Source organism: Pseudomonas sp. HMSC063H08, from assembly GCF_001813645.1.
GTDB lineage: Bacteria > Pseudomonadota > Gammaproteobacteria > Pseudomonadales > Pseudomonadaceae > Pseudomonas > Pseudomonas aeruginosa.
Window position 1 is genome coordinate 63,987 of sequence record NZ_KV813597.1, and the last position, 14,540, is coordinate 78,526.

General features: G+C 66.1%; 12 protein-coding genes and 1 pseudogene. 4 read left to right on the forward strand and 9 right to left on the reverse strand.

Annotated elements, in window-relative coordinates; translation table 11 throughout:
- Positions 1–204: pseudogene (locus tag HMPREF2924_RS28430) on the forward strand (TerC family protein); the annotation flags it as partial.
- Between the two features lie 5 nt (positions 205–209).
- On the opposite strand, the gene prfH reads toward HMPREF2924_RS28430, so the two are convergent.
- The 3 genes from prfH to HMPREF2924_RS28445 all read right to left on the reverse strand — a co-directional run bounded on the left by prfH (position 210) and on the right by HMPREF2924_RS28445 (position 3,128).
- Positions 210–824 carry a peptide chain release factor H gene (gene prfH / locus HMPREF2924_RS28435; RefSeq protein ID WP_003142124.1) on the reverse strand — a complete coding sequence of 205 codons (615 nt, stop codon included), beginning with the start codon at positions 822–824 and terminating at the stop codon, positions 210–212.
- Positions 821–1,960 carry an RNA ligase RtcB family protein gene (locus HMPREF2924_RS28440; RefSeq protein ID WP_003142126.1) on the reverse strand — a complete coding sequence of 380 codons (1,140 nt, stop codon included), beginning with the start codon at positions 1,958–1,960 and terminating at the stop codon, positions 821–823. Before HMPREF2924_RS28440 ends, prfH begins: the two co-directional genes overlap by 4 nt.
- A 367-nt stretch (positions 1,961–2,327) precedes the next feature.
- Entirely contained in the window at positions 2,328–3,128 is an 801-nt protein-coding gene (locus tag HMPREF2924_RS28445) for an ABC transporter substrate-binding protein (protein ID WP_003136414.1), read from the reverse strand.
- A 353-nt stretch (positions 3,129–3,481) separates the two neighbouring features.
- Here HMPREF2924_RS28445 and HMPREF2924_RS28450 point away from each other — a divergent pair, with 353 nt between their 5' ends.
- Both HMPREF2924_RS28450 and HMPREF2924_RS28455 read left to right on the forward strand, forming a co-directional pair.
- Positions 3,482–5,230: a Na/Pi cotransporter family protein gene (locus HMPREF2924_RS28450; protein WP_003136417.1), complete on the forward strand. Its 1,749-nt coding sequence runs from the start codon at positions 3,482–3,484 to the stop codon at positions 5,228–5,230.
- A gap of 68 nt (positions 5,231–5,298) precedes the next feature.
- Positions 5,299–6,672, forward strand: coding sequence for a M16 family metallopeptidase (locus tag HMPREF2924_RS28455; RefSeq protein ID WP_003136418.1), 1,374 nt, complete (start codon positions 5,299–5,301; stop codon positions 6,670–6,672).
- A 5-nt stretch (positions 6,673–6,677) separates the two neighbouring features.
- Here the strand turns inward: HMPREF2924_RS28455 and HMPREF2924_RS28460 are convergent, their stop codons facing one another.
- A complete protein-coding gene (locus HMPREF2924_RS28460) occupies positions 6,678–7,238 on the reverse strand; it encodes a GNAT family N-acetyltransferase (RefSeq protein WP_003096934.1) in 561 nt (186 codons plus the stop codon).
- Between the two features lie 142 nt (positions 7,239–7,380).
- Positions 7,381–8,670: an MFS transporter gene (locus HMPREF2924_RS28465; RefSeq protein ID WP_003096941.1), complete on the reverse strand. Its 1,290-nt coding sequence runs from the start codon at positions 8,668–8,670 to the stop codon at positions 7,381–7,383.
- Between the two features lie 374 nt (positions 8,671–9,044).
- Between HMPREF2924_RS28465 and HMPREF2924_RS28470 the strand changes: the two genes are divergently transcribed.
- Positions 9,045–10,085: a DUF5924 family protein gene (locus tag HMPREF2924_RS28470; RefSeq protein ID WP_003136421.1), complete on the forward strand. Its 1,041-nt coding sequence runs from the start codon at positions 9,045–9,047 to the stop codon at positions 10,083–10,085.
- An 18-nt stretch (positions 10,086–10,103) separates the two neighbouring features.
- Here the strand turns inward: HMPREF2924_RS28470 and HMPREF2924_RS28475 are convergent, their stop codons facing one another.
- The 4 genes from HMPREF2924_RS28475 to HMPREF2924_RS28495 form a co-directional block, all read right to left on the reverse strand.
- Entirely contained in the window at positions 10,104–11,333 is a 1,230-nt protein-coding gene (locus tag HMPREF2924_RS28475; RefSeq protein ID WP_003096953.1) for a nucleoside recognition domain-containing protein, read from the reverse strand.
- A gap of 104 nt (positions 11,334–11,437) precedes the next feature.
- Entirely contained in the window at positions 11,438–12,772 is a 1,335-nt protein-coding gene (gene gltP / locus HMPREF2924_RS28480; RefSeq protein ID WP_003096956.1) for a glutamate/aspartate:proton symporter GltP, read from the reverse strand.
- Positions 12,773–13,484: 712 nt separating this feature from the next.
- Entirely contained in the window at positions 13,485–13,952 is a 468-nt protein-coding gene (locus HMPREF2924_RS28490; RefSeq protein ID WP_003096958.1) for an inhibitor of vertebrate lysozyme family protein, read from the reverse strand.
- Positions 13,953–13,973: 21 nt separating this feature from the next.
- Positions 13,974–14,135 (reverse strand): DUF1328 domain-containing protein, encoded by a 162-nt coding sequence (locus HMPREF2924_RS28495; protein WP_003096961.1) that lies wholly within the window; start codon positions 14,133–14,135, stop codon positions 13,974–13,976.
- Positions 14,136–14,540 lie beyond the last annotated feature (405 nt).

Consider the following 14,540-nt stretch of genomic DNA (forward strand, 5'->3'; position numbering starts at 1 on the left):
ATGCTCGCCCTGTCGTTCCTCATCGTGGTCGGCACGGTGCTGATCGCCGAAGCCTTCGAAGTCCATGTGCCGAAGGGCTACGTCTACTTCGCCATGGCCTTCTCCCTGGCCGTGGAGGCGCTGAACATCCGCATGCGCGGCGCCGCTGCGCGCAAGCGGGGCGAAGAGCCAGTGAAGCTGCGCAAGGAAGTGCTCGGCGACTGAGCCGCTCAGGCCGGCTCGAAACGCTCGCCGCGGAATACCCGGCGAGCCGCGCCGCGACTGATCCGGCCGTGGGCCTGGCGGCGCTCCGCGCGCAGCGCGTCGGCCGCGCTGCTCGCCTGGTCCGCGAGGCGCCGGGCGATCAGCAAGATCGCCAGGCGTTTGTTGGCGTGCTGGCTACGCTGGCTCTGCACCCTGACGCTGATGCCGCTGGCCAGGTGGGTGGCGCGCACCGCCGAGTCGGTGGTGTTGACATGCTGGCCGCCGGGGCCGGAAGAGCGCAGGGTCTCGAAACGGATCTCGCCCTCCAGGCTGGCCGGCGGCGCGGCGAAGCGCTCCGCGCCGATGAACCAGTTCTTGCGCGCATGCCTCGCCCGGTAGGGACTGGTGCAGATCCACTGGATACCGCCGCACCAGTGCTCGGCGAGCGCTTCGGCGGCAATGCCGCGCAGCCCCAGGAGCAGCGAACGCCAGGTGCGCGGACGCTCACCGGCCACCTCCTCGAGCACCTCGACCTCGACGCCGGCTTGCGCCGCCTCGAGGCACAGCCGCTCGAACGCCTTCGCCACCGCCAGGCAGCATTCCGCCGGGCCCTGGGCCGCGGAGAGTTGCAGCAGGATCATCGGCAGCACTCCCCACGGGTCTTGTAGGTCAGCACCGGCTTCAGGCGGGCGACCAGGCGCAGCAGGCCGGCTTCGAGCAGCGCGCCGACCACCGAGTCGATACCCTTGTAGGCTTCCGGCGCTTCCTCGTAGATCAGCTGGCGGTCGCCGCAGATCACCCGGCTACCAAGGCGCGTGCGGCCCAGCTGGTCGACGCTGAAGCGCGCCGCCAGGCGTTCCCGGCACTCGCCGCGCTGCCATTTGCGACCGGCGCCGTGGGCCAGGGAGAACAGGCTCTGCGCGCTCGGCACGGGCTCCACCAGGTAGCTGTAGTCGCCGCGCGAGCCGGGGATCACCAGCACACCCTGGTCGGCCGGGGTGGCGCCCTTGCGGTGCAGCCAGCCGTCGACGCCATCGACCTGTGCCGGCGCCACCAGGTTGTGGTTGACGTCGAGCAGTTCCAGGCCGTCGCAGCGCAAGCGTTCGAGAATGCGCCGGGCGATGAGCTGGCGGTTACCCTCGGCGAAGCGCAACGCATCGGCGTGCCGCGCCAGGTAGGCGGAAGCTTCCAGGCTGCCGTCGAGCAGGCCGGCGTGGCCGTGCAGGCTGACATGCTCTTGCAGGATCGCCTGGCCGAGCCCGCGCGAGCCGCTGTGCACCAGCAGTTGCAGGCGATCGGCATCGAGGCCGAGGGCGTGCAGGGCAGCCTGGTCGAACACGGTCTCGACCTGCTGTAGTTCGGCGAAGTGATTGCCGCCACCGATCGTGCCGAGCGCGCGCCAGTGCTCGCGGGCCGGCAGCTCCAGGGCTTCGATGCAATCGTTCCAGGTCTCGTCCAGCGGCAGGTCGAGATTGCCCAGGCGCTTTTCCAGTTTGTCCGCCGACAGCTTGCCGGGGGCCAGGCCGGTTTCCCACAGGGCCATGCCACAGCCGATGTCGTTGCCGACCAGCGCCGGGTAGAAGCGGCCGACGGAGAAGAACGCCGCGCCGACCGGATAGCCGCGACCGGGATGCAGGTCCGGGAGACCGACGACGCGGCGCATGCCATCCAGCTCGGCGGTGGTTTGCAGTTGCTGGATCGCCTTGCCTTCGATCCAGGTGCTGTCCGAGGCGATCAGTGCGACGCCCGCGGACAAAGGCTTGATGTAGTTGCCCATAATCCAATCCATGTGATTGAAACGGTAGATCCGGGGGGCAGACCGAAGCCGAGCGGGCACTCGCGGAAGGGCGAAGGGCGTCTAACGGAGAAGTGAAAACCTGGGGAGCGGTGACCGCGGCAGCCGATGACCTCTCGCCGGAAGCTTGCGCGGACGCAAGGGCGGGAATCGTTCAGCGGTGCAGGGGGTCGAGCGGTAGGTTTCGGTGGCCGTTAGGCCAGGCGCAGCCTGCAAAGGGTAGAGAACTGAATCATCGATGTAACCTCCTTTGCGGTGCGTGAGTGGGGGAAATGAAGGGCGAATCCTAGGCGTTTCATTCCCGCCGCGCAAGCCCCGGAAAGGCTCCGCGGTGGAAATGAGCGGCGCATCACTGCGCCGAAAGGGCCTGCACGGCGCCGGGCACCTCGCTGTTCCAGCGCTGGTAGAGCGCCCGCAGCTCGCCGGACGCCGCCATCTGCCGCACCCGCGCGTCGTAGACCTCGCGCAGGAGCCGGCCGCTGGCGCTGTCGGCGAAGGTCATGAAGGACTCTTTGCCGGGCGGCAGTTGCGCGATCGGATAGGCATCGGCCGCCAGGTGCGCTTCGCTGCGCTGCTTTTCCAGTTCGTCCGGCTCGTCGAGGAAGAAATCCAGCTCGCCGTTCTGGACCTGCTCGGTGCAACGCTCGGGGCGTATGCACTCGACCAGGGTGAAGTCGCGCTGCTCCGCGGGGATCAGGTTGTAGCTGTGGCGCCAGCCGACGCGCTTGCCGGTGAGGCTGGCGCGACCGGAAAAGGGCGTCTTCGCCGCATGCATCACGCCGTGGTACTCGATGTCGATCGGCAACTGGGCGTACAGCTTGCCCTCCACGCCGGGGATCTCGCCCGGCACGCCATCGACCATGGAGCCCGCGGTCATCAGCTTGTTGGCGCGGTTCCAGGGCATGTTGATGAATTTCACGTCGAGCCCGTAGGGCGCATAGACCTGCTTCAGCAGGTCCCAGTACAGGCCACTGCCGTCGGCGTTGGTATAGCCTTCCCAGGCCGGCGCGGCGAAGGTCGCCTTGCGGATGTGCGCCTGCTCCAGGCTATCGCCCAGCGCATCGGCCCGAACCACCGGCGCTCCCCCTACCCCGAGCGCCAACACCGCTGCCGAGAGGCAGCCACTGATCCCCGCAAATCGCATCCGCACCACTCCTCTGTATCCCTCTAGACCGGGGCTTTTCAAAAGGTGCAAAGGATACCCTTCCTGTCGGCTAATTCCATGGGCTGTGGCGCAAACGCATGCATCGAACGGAAGGCGAAAAAATCCTCGCCGTTTCGCGGCGCGCACGCTTGAATGAAGGGTAGGCGCCCTGCCGCTCGGGCTGCCGGGACGAACTCCCGCGGGGGGCGCCTGTCCAAATATGACGTTCGTGTTACAACTCGCCTGAACGCTGCCTTTCCATCGTGGCCGTTGGCGCCGTTGTCCGGGCTCTGCGGCGCAACGCACGCGGAACCTGGCGCGAGGTTGGCCATTCGTCGTAGTGCCAGGGGGGCCACGCCATGCTGAAACTGCTCGACCTGCTCTCTGCCGTCGCCCTGCTGGTGTGGGGCACGCATATCGTCCGCACCGGAATTCTCCGGGTCTACGGCGCCGACCTGCGGCGCATCCTCAGTCGCAGCGTGGAAAAACGCCCGCTGGCGTTCGCCGCCGGCATCGGCGTCACCGCTCTGGTGCAAAGCAGCAACGCCACCGCCCTGCTGGCCACCTCCTTCGTCGCCCAGGGCCTGATGGCACTGGCGCCGGCCCTGGCGATCATGCTCGGCGCCGATGTCGGCACCGCGCTGATGGCGCGGGTGCTGACCCTCGACCTGTCGTGGCTTTCGCCATTGCTGATCTTCTTCGGCGTGATTTTCTTCCTCAGCCGCAAACAGACCCGCCTCGGCCAGCTCGGCCGGGTATTCATCGGCCTCGGCCTGATCATCCTGGCGCTCCAGCTGATCGTCGCTGCCGCCGAGCCGATGACCCAAGCCAAGGGCGTCAAGGTACTGTTCTCCAGCCTGACCGGCGACATCATGCTCGACGCGCTGACCGGCGCGTTGTTCGCCATGATTTCCTATTCCAGCCTGGCCGCCGTGCTGCTTACCGCGACCCTCGCCGCGTCCAAGGTGATCTCGCTGAAAGTCGCGCTGTGCCTGGTGGTCGGCGCCAACCTCGGCAGCGGCATCCTGGCCATGCTCAGCGCCACCGCGCAAAACGCCGCCGGTCGCCGGGTGGCCCTCGGCAGCCTGTTGTTCAAGGTCGCCGGCTGCCTGCTGGTGCTGCCCCTGGTGGGGCCGCTGGCGGACTGGATGGATCACTGGCAGTTCAGCACAGCCGAACTGGTGATCGCCTTCCACGTGCTCTACAACGCCGCGCGCTGCCTCGCCTGCCTGCCGCTGACCAACGCCATGGCCAGCTTCTGCACCCGGGTGATGCCCGACCGCGCCCTTCCCGACGACGTCGCCCGGCCGCGCCATCTCGATCCCGCCGCCCTCGACACGCCGAGCCTGGCGCTGGCCAACGCGGTGCGCGAGACCCTGCGCATGGGCGATACCGTCGAGCAGATGCTGAACAATCTGATGCAGATCATCCGCGGCGGCGATCCGCTGCTCGGCAAGGACATCCGCAAGCTCGACGACGACGTCGACGCCCTCTACACCGCGATCAAGCTGTATCTGGCAAGGATGCCGCGCGAGGACCTGTCCGAACGCGACAGCCGGCGCTGGGCGGAGATCATCGAGCTGGCGATCAACCTGGAGCAGGCCGGCGACATCATCGAGCACATGCTCGCCGCCGTGCAGGACAAGAAGACCTCGCGCAGCCGCTCGTTCTCCGACACCGGCCTGGAAGAGATCGGCACCCTGTACCAGCAGTTGGTCTCCAACCTGCGCCTGGGTCTCTCAGTGTTCCTCAACGGCGACCTCGACAGCGCCAAGCGCCTGCGCCGGGCCAAGCAGCGCTTCCGCCTGCAGGAACGGCGCTACGCCCATGCCCATGTCGACCGCCTGCACCAGCAGGTGGTACAGAGCATCGAGACCAGCTCGCTGCACCTGGACCTGATCAGCGACATGAAGCGTCTCAACTCGCTGTTCTGCGCCATCGCCTACGCCGTGCTGGACAACCCTGACGCGCCGAGCAGCGCGGCCGACGAGGGCGTTCGCCAGGACGAGGACGACTGGGCCGACGAGGTCGACGACATGACCTCGGCGCCGCTGGCCGAGCCAGCGCTCGTCGAGGAGCGTGCGGAAACACGCCGTTCGCGACATTAGCCGTTCTGCGGGTAGGTTCGTCATGAAGCATCCGCTATTCTCGGTATTTTCAGTTCCAGGCTCGGCCCATGCGTTCGTTGTCCACCCTGCTGCTGTTCTGCCTGCTCTGCCCCTGGTCGTACGCCGACCAGCGCAGCGAGGTCGAAGCCTTCCAGCTGGAAAACGGCATGGGCGTGCTGCTCAAGCCCACCGAGCAGCGCCGGCACGTCTCGATCCGGCTGGTGGTGGGGGTCGGTTTCGCCGACTTCTCGTGCCGTGAAAAGCAGCTGCCGCACCTGCTCGAGCACCTGTTCTTCAGCGGCCTGGACGGCGGCGACGAGGCCGACCTGGAAGCCCGCATGCAGGCCCTCGGCGGGCAATGGAACGCCTATACCAGCGAAGGCGACACCACCTTCGTCATCGAGGCGCCTGCCGCCACCCAGCGGCAGGTCCTCGACCTGTTGCTGGACACCATCACCCGCACCGAACTGGACGAGCCGCGCATCGCCGCCGCCAAGCGGGTGATCGAGCGCGAAGGCGGTGGCCATTACTCGCACCTGCAGCGCTGGCTCGACCGCGAGAACCTGGGCCGTGGCGCCATGGACCAACTGGCGGTGGAACTGGGCCTGGCCTGCTCCCAGCGCGCGCCGCTGGCGCCGCTTGGCGCGGAGCAGCTGGAGCGGCTGCGCAGCGACTGGTACGTACCGGGCAACATGACCCTGATCCTGGTCGGTGACCTCGACCCGCGCCTGCCGGCCTATCTGACCCGGACCTTCGGCACCCTGGAAGACCACGAGCTCCCCGAGCGCCGCGAGCTGCCGGCGGCCAACGGGCATGCCGAGGCCAGGCGCACCCTGATCACCCGGCCATTCGGCGAGGGTGCGATGCTGCACTGGATCTATCCGGAGCCGGACGACGCCGACCCGGACGCCATGGTCCTGCTCCAGGCCTATATGAACGACGCGCTGTACGCCGACCTGCGTGTGCGTCGCGGACTCACCTACGGGCCATCGACCGATCGCCAGGTGTTCGCCAACCAGGGCTTCTTCAGCCTCGACGCGGATGTCGAGCGCAGCGACCTGCCCGCCACCGAGGCCGCCCTGCGCGAGTTGCTCGACGGCATCCGCCAGCATGGCCTGGACCCGGTGCGTTTCAAGCGGGTGCAATTCGCCGAGCGCGCCAGGCTGGCCTGGAGCACCCAGGGCAACGCGGCGCTGGCGGACTATTACTGGGGCTCGCTGGCCGACTACGAGGACGGCCATTTCCCCAATGAGGAGCGCCGCCTGGCGAAGGTCAGCCTGCAACAGGCGAACGCGCTGGCGAAGCGGCTGTTCGACGGCGAAGGCTACCTGCGCATCGAAAAGCCGCTATTCGACGACGACATGCTCTACCCGTTGCTACTCGCCGCCGGTCTCCTGGCCAGCGGCCTGCTCTGGTTCGGCCTGCGCCGCCGGCGCGCCTGAGCGGGCTACAGGGCCAGGCGGTGGATGACCTGGGTCGAGTCGTCCGGGTCGCGCTGGCCGACGAAGCCCAGTGCGCAACACAGGTCGCGCATCGCCCGGTTGGCCGCCGAGTCCACCGAATACATCTGGCGGAAGCCGTTGCGCCGCGCCACGTCGATCAGATGGCGCATCAGCACGGCGTCGAGGCCCAGTCCCTGGTAGTCGTCGGCGATGGTTACCGCGCATTCGCACTGCCCTTCCTCGCAGCAGGCGGCGTAGCGGCTGATACCGACCTCGCGCAGCTCACCGTCCTCGTGCACCAGGGCAACGAAGGCCATGCTCTGCTGGTAGTCGATGTCCATCAGTTGGTCGAGCAGCGCCGGGCTGGCTTCCTTGATCTCGCCGAGGAAGCGGAAGTGGCGGGTCGCCGGGGACAGCCGGTTGATGAACTGGCGTTCGCGCTCCCGGTCCTCCTCGCGCAGGGGACGGATCAGCACGTGGCGGCCATCGTCGAGGGACTCGACCCAATGGTCGCCCTCCACCGCCGCGAACGCGGAAGACCGGCTGGCATTTTGTACATTGGACATGATGCGATCTCCAGGAAGGGAAGGAAGTCGGTACAACCACTTCTTTCCTGTCTACGCGGTTTGGCGCAGCTCCGGTTGATCGACATCAACGCCGCCGCCGCAGCCCCGGCGGGAGCCGACGCACGGCATGCGGCGAAACGCCTCAGGCGTTGGCCAGCTCGGCCTCGGCGATCTCCTTGCCGCGCCGGCGGAACAGCACCAGGGTGGCGAGCAGCCCCAGCAGCGCCGCGCCACTGAGCCAGATGCCCGGAGCCGCGCGGTTGTCCAGGGTGTGGATCAGCCAGGTGCAGACCGCCGGGGTGAAACCACCGAAGGTCGCCGTAGCCAGGCTGTAGGCGAGGGAGAAACCGGTGGTGCGCACGTCCGCCGGCATCACCTCGGTCAACGCCACCACCATCGCGCCGTTGTAGCTGCTGTAGAGGAACGACAGCCACAACTCGACGCCGAGCAGGCCGGCGAAACTCGGCTCGCGGACCAGCCAGGACAGCGCCGGGTAGGCGGTCAGCAGTGCCAGCGCGGAGGCACCCAGCAACAATGGCTTGCGCCCGATGCGGTCGGAGAACGCGCCCATCACCGGCAGCCAGATGAAGTTGGACAGGCCGATGCACATGGTCACCAGCAGGCTGTCGAGGTCCGACAGTTGCAACTCATTCTTGCCGAAGGTCGGCGTGTAGGCGGTGATCAGGTAGAACGATACGGTGGTCATCACCACCATCGCGGTACCGGCCAGCACTACGCCGAAGTTCTGCCCGATGGAGCGCAGCACCTGCGACAGCGACGGTCGGTGGGTGCGCGCCTCGAACTCCGGCGTTTCCTCCAGCGAGCGACGGATGACGAACAGCGCCGGAACGATCAGGCAGCCGATGAAGAACGGTACGCGCCAGCCCCATTCGCCCATGTCCTGCGGGCTCAGCCACTGGTTGAGGAGCACGCCGAGCAGGCCGGCGAAGACCACCGCGACCTGCTGGCTGGCCGACTGCCAACTGACGAAGAAGCCTTTGCGTCCTGGCGTGGCGATCTCCGACAGGTAGACCGAAACCCCTCCCAGCTCGACGCCGGCGGAAAAACCCTGCAGGAGCCGGCCGAACAGCACCAGCAACGGCGCCGCCACGCCCAGCGTGGCATAGCCGGGAACGAAGGCGATCAGCAGGGTGCCCATGGCCATCAGGCCGAGGGTAATGATCAGGCCCTGGCGGCGGCCGTGGCGATCGATGTAGGCGCCCAGGAACACCGCACCCAACGGCCGCATCAGGAAGCCGGCGCCAAAGGTGGCGAGGGACAGCATCAGGGAGGCGAACGGGTTGTCGCCGGGGAAGAAGGTCTTGGCGATGGCGGTGGCGTAGAAGCCATACACCATGAAGTCGTACATCTCGAGGAAGTTGCCACTGACCACACGGAAAATGGCGACGCCTTTGGATTTATTAGAGGCCATGGGACACACACTCAGGCAGACACGGGGAAGCGGTCCATGGCGGCGTCGATGGCCACGCAGGCGGGTACGTCATCCATCGACCGAGTTGTAACCATATGTGTAAAAACTCCTGTCGAACAATCTAAAATTGCCCGAAAGGTGCGAACTGAAGGGGTTTGAAAGGCTGCCGAAAGCTTCGCGACCATCGGTCGGGAAAGCGACGCCTTTTTCCCTGGTCGCCCTCCGCGAAAGGAGAACGGAGCCTCTGTCGGGCGAAGGAAACATTCGCCGCGCGGTAGCTGTCCTTCGTTCATACCCAGGAAACCCGGCCGGGGTTATGCTGCGCGCCCCGGCCGGCTGGCCGAGCAGATCCGATCGAGAACCCGCTGTTCCCCATGCCCAACCAACAACGCCCCATCCTCAAGGCCCGCCTGGAGCAACTGATCGCCCTGGTCGGCGGCCTGATGGCCCGCTATCCACGCACCATCGCCCTGTTCGGCTTCTGTTCGGGCGTGTTCAGTTTCATCATGGTCGACCGGCAGAAGGGCTTCGCCCAGGTGCTGGCGATCATCATGCTGGTCAGCTGGGTCTGGTTGATCCTCGAGAACCTCCTGCGGGAGACCTTCGCCCGCCGCTTCGGCTGGGAGATCCCGGCGCCGCTGCTGCGCTACGCGACCCAACTGATCCACCAGGAAAGCCTGTTCTTCGTCCTGCCGTTCTTTCTCATCACCACCACCTGGAACAGCGGCCAGGCGCTGTTCACAGGGACGCTGGCCGCCGCGGCGCTGATCTCCATCACCGATCCGCTCTACTATCGCTGGCTGTCCAGGCGTCGCTGGGTGTTCCTCGCCTACCACACCCTGACCCTGTTCGCGGTGTTGCTGACCTCGCTGCCGATCCTGCTGCACCTGACCACCCCGGAAAGCTACCGGTTGTCGCTGGGCATCGCCGTCGTGCTGTCCTTCCCCAGCCTGCTCGTGACCTTCCCGCTACAGCACTGGTGGCGCGGCTTCCTGCTTCTCGGCCTGACCCTGGCAGTGGGCCTGGCCGGCTGGTTCGGCCGTACCTGGGTGCCGCCGGCCACCCTGTGGCTGACCGAAGTGGCGGTGAGCAGCCAGTTCGACGACCAGAGCCGCACGCCCGGCGACAGCCTGGAGCAGGTCGGCGCCAGCCAGTTGCGCAGCCAGGGCCTGTTCGCCTATACCGCGATCAACGCGCCGCGCGGCCTCGACGAGCGCATCTATCACGTGTGGATGTTCAACGGGAAGGAGTTCGACCGCATCGCCCTGGATATCCACGGCGGCCGCAAGGAGGGCTACCGGGCCTGGACCCACAAGCAGAACTTCCCCGGCGACCCGGTCGGCCACTGGCAGGTGAAGGTACTCACCGAGGCCGGACAGATGATCGGCACCCTGCGCTTCGACGTCACCCAGTGACGTCGAAGCCTAGCGACTTCAGGCGAAGAACCAGTAGCACACGCCGATGGAGGCGATGACCCCGGCCAGGTCCGCGGTCAGCGCGCAGCCCACCGCGTGGCGCGCGCGCTGCAGGCCGACCGAGCCGAAATAGACGGCGAGCACGTAGAAGGTGGTCTCGGTGCTGCCCTGCACGGTGGCGGCGACCAGCGCCGGGAAACTGTCGACGCCGTGGGTCTGCATGGTCTCCAGCAGCATCGCCCGCGCCGCGCTGCCGGAGAACGGCTTGACCAGCGCGGTGGGCAGCGCCTCGACGAAGCGGCTGTCCCAGCCCAGCCCCTCGACCGCCCAGCGTATCCCGCCGAGTACCACTTCCAGCGCCCCGGAGGCGCGCAGCACGCCAACCGCGCAAAGCATCGCGACCAGGTAGGGCAACAGGTTCCTGGCAACGTCGAAACCTTCCTTCGCCCCCTCCACGAAGCTCTCGTAGACCGGCACCTTCTTCAGCGCGCCGACGATCAGGAACAGCACGATCAGGCTGAACAGCGTCAGGTTGCCCAGCAGCGAGGACAGCTGCGCCAGCGCGGTGGCCGAGAGCGTGCCGAGCACCGCCATGAAGCCGGCCAGCAGCAACGCGCCGGGGATCAGGTAGGCCAGCACCACCGGGTCCCACAGGCGCAGGCGCTGCATCAGCGCCACCGACAGCAGGCCGGCCAGGGTCGAGGCGCTGGTGGCCAGGAGGATCGGCAGGAATACCAGGGTCGGATCGGCCGCGCCCTGCTGCGCGCGGTACATGAAGATGGTCACCGGCAGCAGGGTCAGGGACGAGGCGTTGAGCACCAGGAAGAGGATCTGCGCATTGCTCGCGGTGGTGCTGCTGGGATTGAGTTCCTGCAGCGCCTTCATCGCCTTCAGGCCGATCGGCGTGGCGGCGTTGTCCAGGCCCAGGCCATTGGCGGCGAAGTTCAGGGTGATCAGGCCGATCGCCGGATGCCCCGGCGGCACTTCCGGCATCAGCCGACGGAACAGCGGACCGAGCAGCACCGCCAGGCGCTCCACCAGACCGGCCTTCTCGGCGATGCGCAGGAAGCCGAGCCAGAGCGTCAGGGTGCCGAACAGCAGGACCATCACCTCGACCGCCAGCTTGGCCATGGCGAACAGGCTCTCCACCATCGCCGCGAACACCGTCGCATCGCCGCCGATCAACCAGCGCGCCAGCGCGCTCGCCGCCGCCACCAGGAAAAAACCCAACCACAAGCCGTTCAGCATTCAGAATCCCCCGCGTTGCGCGGATGATAGCGGCGCAGGCGGTGCCGGCGCCAGAAACGCCGAGGCCCCGGACGATGCCGGGGCCTCCTGGGCGGGAAGCCGCCTTATTCGAGGGTGGCCTGCTTGCCCTTGGCTTCGCCGACCGCCTGCCGCAGGTGCGGCAGCGAATCCCAGTAGCGCTGGCCCTTGGCCGCGTCGTACATGCCTTCCCACTTGGAGATGACCAGCACCGCGAGGGCATTGCCGATCACGTTGAGGGCGGTGCGCGCCATGTCCATGATGCGGTCCACGCCGGCGATGAAGGCCAGGCCCTCGAGCGGGATGCCGACGCTGCCCAGGGTGGCGAGCAGCACCACGAAGGACACGCCCGGCACGCCGGCGATACCCTTGGAGGTCACCATCAGGGTCAGCACCAGCATGATCTGCTGGCCGATGGACAGGTCGATGCCGTAGAGCTGCGCGATGAAGATCGCCGCGATGCTCTGGTACAAGGTCGAGCCATCGAGGTTGAAGGAGTAGCCGGTGGGCACCACGAAGCTGCTGATCGCCTTCGGCGCGCCGTAGGCTTCCATTTTCTCGATGATGCGCGGCAGCACGGTTTCCGAGCTGGCGGTGGAATAGGCGAGGACCAGGTCGTCCTTGAAGATGCGGATCAGGCGCATGATCGAGAAGCCGAACATCCGCGCGATCAGGCCCAGCACCACCAGGGCGAAGAAGACGATGGCCACGTAGACCAGGATCACCAGCTTGGCCAGCGGCAGCAGCGAGGCGAAGCCGAAGTTGGCGACGGTCACCGCGATCAGGGCGAAGACACCGATAGGGGCGTACTTCATGATCATGTGGGTGACCTTGAACATGGTCTCGGAAACGCCCTGGAACACCTTCACCAGCGGCTCGCGCAGGTCGTTGGGCAGGCTCGACAGGCCGAGGCCGAACATCACCGAGAAGAAGATGATCGGCAGCATCTCGCCACGGGCGATGGCGGCGAAGACGTTGGAGGGAATCAGGTTGAGGATGGTCGCGATGAACGCATGGTCATGCTGCACTTCCTGGGTGGTCTTCTGGTACTGGGAAATGTCCACGGTACCCAGGGTGCTCATGTCGATGCCGGTGCCGGGCTGGAACAGGTTGGCCAGCAGCAGGCCGACGACGATGGCGACGGTGGTGACGATCTCGAAGTAGATGATGGTCTTCAGGCCGATGCGGCCAAGCTTCTTCGCGTCGCCGACGCCGGCGATGCCGACCACCAGCGAGGAAATCACGATCGGCACCACGATCATCTTGATCAGACGGATGAAGATGTCGCCGGCCGGTTGCAGCACGTTGGCGATCCACCAGGCCTTTTCGGCGCTGAAATGGTTGAGCACTGCGCCGACGGCGATACCGAGTGCCAGACCGATCACGATCTGCCAGGCGAGGCTTAGCTTGGCTTTACCCATGTTTCGTCACCCTTAATTCTTGTGGAAGTCGGGAGTCGCTCCAACGGGAGAGTCGCTCCCGACAGGCGAAAGGGCGCAATGATTCATGCGCTCCCCTACCCCGTCTAATGCCGTAAGTGACTGCCCCATGCCGAATCGGCATGAGAAATCACTAATGAAACGTCCGTCCCACAGGAAATTGCCCTTGATTTTCGTACAAGAACAGGGAGCGGAAGGCACTCCGTGCAAGGCCCGGGAGCCTCGTGCCCATCCTGGGAAGTTGAAAGTCGCTCATCATCGCTGCGATGGATGGTCGCAGGACACGCAACGCCGTCCGGCACGCCATCGCCAGCTGTGGATAAGCGGCATTCTGTGGATAACCGCGCGGTAAAGCCCTTCTGGGAGGGCGCCTCGGAACGCGCGGGTGGTCGATTGTAAAACGACACCGCCATCCACAGGCATTGATCGATATCAGGGAAGTTCGCGGAGTATCGGTGCGGAAGCCGACGCTTCGCCGGACGGCGGAGCGTCGTACCCCTTCTATATATAGAAGCGCGCCGGAAGGCAGCGAGACATCGGTGGCTCCCCTCCGGCGCGTTTTCGCCTGGCCCGACCCCGAAGGAGGTACTCCCTGTACCCCTGGAACCCGCCGGATCGACCTCACCCAGCGCATCCCGGTCCCCTGGCCATGCCCCGCTGCGGGCGGGGCGGTGTCACGCAAGCCCGTTCCGCCTCAGTACCAGTTCGGATCGGCCTTGAGTTGTTCGTCGAGGATCTTCTGTACCGCCGGCTCCGGCTTGCCCAGCCAGCGGAAGCTGGCGTGCTTGCTCGGCGACTTGTCCTGCGGCAGCCCTTCGGGCACCTGCACGTAGAGCCCGTAGGCATGGCTCTTGTCCCAATCGAAGGCGACCAGCAGGCGCTGGCCCTTGCAATCGGACTTCTCGCAGAGACCGCCAACCAGATACTTGTCGCCCTGGTCGTCGACGGCATGCATCGGTGTAGCGGTTCCCGAGAGATTCATCACCCAGTCGGGCAAGCGGCTCTCGTCTTCCACCAGGTTCTGCCAGGCCTCGCGGTATCCGGCATCGGTGCTCTGCAATTCGTTCAAGCGGTATTCACCGTCCCTGTCGGCCGCCACCGCCAGCGAACTGGCGGCGGCACCGAGCAGCAGTGCGTTCATCAGGTTACGCATGAGTCGCATCGCTTTCTCCTTGGCATCCGGCTAGCCGCGACGGCGTCCGAAGAAGAACGAGACCACGAAGAGCACCAGGAACAGCACGAAGAGGATCTTCGCGATTCCGGTGGCGGCACCTGCGATGCCACCAAACCCGAGGACGGCAGCGATGATGGCGATGATCAGAAAGGTGATAGCCCAACTAAGCATGATGTTTTCTCCTGTGTGCCTTCGGAACTGTCGGTACCGCCTCGGGGCCGGGCCCATCGGGGTAGCGAACCGGCCTGTGTCCATTTTTTCTTCAGGGAGACCGTGACTACCTCATTGCACGCCCCATGCCAGCCTTTCTGAAAAATAAAAATACTTTTAATTCAATAAGTTATAAAACAACCCAGGTAGTCTGCGCAGTTCATCCTGCACGACGCGACAAATTATTCCGGGCGTTTTGCACGATCGGCGCGGTACGCTGTCACATGCAACAGGGAAGCGACCCGGCACCTGCTACCCGGAGCCATCCGTGGAGCCGCCACGGCTTCCCGAAAACCCAAGAACAGCAACATCGGCAGGTTGGTTGCACGCCGCCCTGGCCGCCCGGATGGGCGGCGGGGCGCTCTG

Bases quoted from the DNA above. Each gene is read 5' to 3' on its own strand.
- HMPREF2924_RS28455 (WP_003136418.1), top strand. From the start codon at position 5,299: ATGCGTTCGTTGTCCACCCTGCTGCTGTTCTGCCTGCTCTGCCCCTGG.
- HMPREF2924_RS28465 (WP_003096941.1), bottom strand. From the start codon at position 8,670: ATGGCCTCTAATAAATCCAAAGGCGTCGCCATTTTCCGTGTGGTCAGT.
- HMPREF2924_RS28440 (WP_003142126.1), bottom strand. From the start codon at position 1,960: ATGGGCAACTACATCAAGCCTTTGTCCGCGGGCGTCGCACTGATCGCC.
- gltP (WP_003096956.1), bottom strand. From the start codon at position 12,772: ATGGGTAAAGCCAAGCTAAGCCTCGCCTGGCAGATCGTGATCGGTCTG.
- HMPREF2924_RS28460 (WP_003096934.1), bottom strand. From the start codon at position 7,238: ATGTCCAATGTACAAAATGCCAGCCGGTCTTCCGCGTTCGCGGCGGTG.
- HMPREF2924_RS28490 (WP_003096958.1), bottom strand. From the start codon at position 13,952: ATGCGACTCATGCGTAACCTGATGAACGCACTGCTGCTCGGTGCCGCC.
- HMPREF2924_RS28475 (WP_003096953.1), bottom strand. From the start codon at position 11,333: ATGCTGAACGGCTTGTGGTTGGGTTTTTTCCTGGTGGCGGCGGCGAGC.
- HMPREF2924_RS28470 (WP_003136421.1), top strand. From the start codon at position 9,045: ATGCCCAACCAACAACGCCCCATCCTCAAGGCCCGCCTGGAGCAACTG.
- HMPREF2924_RS28450 (WP_003136417.1), top strand. From the start codon at position 3,482: ATGCTGAAACTGCTCGACCTGCTCTCTGCCGTCGCCCTGCTGGTGTGG.
- HMPREF2924_RS28495 (WP_003096961.1), bottom strand. From the start codon at position 14,135: ATGCTTAGTTGGGCTATCACCTTTCTGATCATCGCCATCATCGCTGCC.
- prfH (WP_003142124.1), bottom strand. From the start codon at position 824: ATGATCCTGCTGCAACTCTCCGCGGCCCAGGGCCCGGCGGAATGCTGC.